The organism is Mycobacterium sp. IS-836 (assembly GCF_001954275.1).
Lineage (GTDB): Bacteria > Actinomycetota > Actinomycetes > Mycobacteriales > Mycobacteriaceae > Mycobacterium.
Map to the genome: position 1 here is coordinate 1 of NZ_MBEU01000045.1, position 1,240 is coordinate 1,240.

Here is a 1,240-nt window from a genome sequence, read left to right on the forward strand (position 1 = left end):
CCACACCACACCCGATCAGCAACTGCGCCAACCGATTCGCCGCCACATCGAGTTGTCGATAGGTCAGGGTGCGGCCCTCGAAGCTCACCGCCACCGATTCGGGTGCGCGCACGACTTGCGCGCCGAACAATGTTGGGATCGATGCCGGCGCGGATGCGGGCTGGGTCAGCGTCCTTCGGTTACCGATCTCGTCGAGCCGGGCGCGCTCCGCAGCATCGAGCACCTCCATCGACGACAACCGCTGGGTGGGTTCGGCGGTCAATGACTCCACGACCCGCTGCAAGCGTCCGATCAGGGTCTGGATGGTGGGGGTGTCGAACACGTCGGTGCGAAATTCCACCGACCCCGCGATCCCGGCGGGCTCACCATCGTCGGTCCAGCGTTCCGCCAACGACAACGACAGATCGGTGCGGGCGGTGTGGGTATCCACCGGCAACTCGGAGACCTCTAAATCGCCCAACGCGAACCCGGCGGCGGGCTCGCTGAGGTGTCCGGGCAGGTTCTGCCAGGCCAGCATCACCTGCACCAGCGGGTGATGAGCCAGGCTTCGGATCGGGTTGAGCCGCTCCACAAGCACCTCAAACGGCACGTCCTGATGCTCATAAGCGGCCAGGCTCCGCCGGCGCACCTGCGCGAGCAACTCCGCCACACTGGGATCGCCGGCCAGATCCACACGTAACACCAAGGTGTTGACGAAGAATCCGATCAGCCCGTCGAGCGCCGGGTCACGCCGCCCGGCGATCGGGAAGCCCACGGCCACATCGTTACTGGCGCTGAGCTTGCCCAACAACACCGCCAGTGCCGCCTGCACGACCATGAAACTGGTCGCATTGTGCTCGCTGGCGAGTTCGCGCACTCGCTGCTGCAGCTGCGCGGGCCACTCCACCTCGACGCGGGCGCCGCGCTGATCGGCGATCCGCGGGTAGGGCCGGTCCGTGGGTAAGGCCAGGCGCTCGGGCATGCCGGCCAGGGCGTCTTCCCAATACGCGAGCTGCTCGCCGATGCGGCTATCCCGGTCCTCGAGGTCACCGAATTGGGCCCGCTGCCACAGCGTGTAGTCGACATACTGCACCGGCAACGGCGCCCACCCCGGGCCTTGACCCGCACACCGGCTGGCATACGCCATCCCGAGATCGGTCACCAGCGGGGTGATCGACCAGCCGTCGGCCGCGATATGGTGCACCACCGCCACCAACACATGCTCATCCGCGCCGACCCGGAAAAGCCGTGCCCGCAACGG

At 67.2% G+C, this 1,240-nt stretch carries 1 protein-coding gene; it reads right to left on the reverse strand.

Annotation, left to right across the window (positions count from 1 at the left end; genetic code table 11):
* Positions 1-1,240 (reverse strand): condensation domain-containing protein (locus A5747_RS13160; protein ID WP_233148037.1); only part of this gene is annotated, 1,240 nt, incomplete at both ends.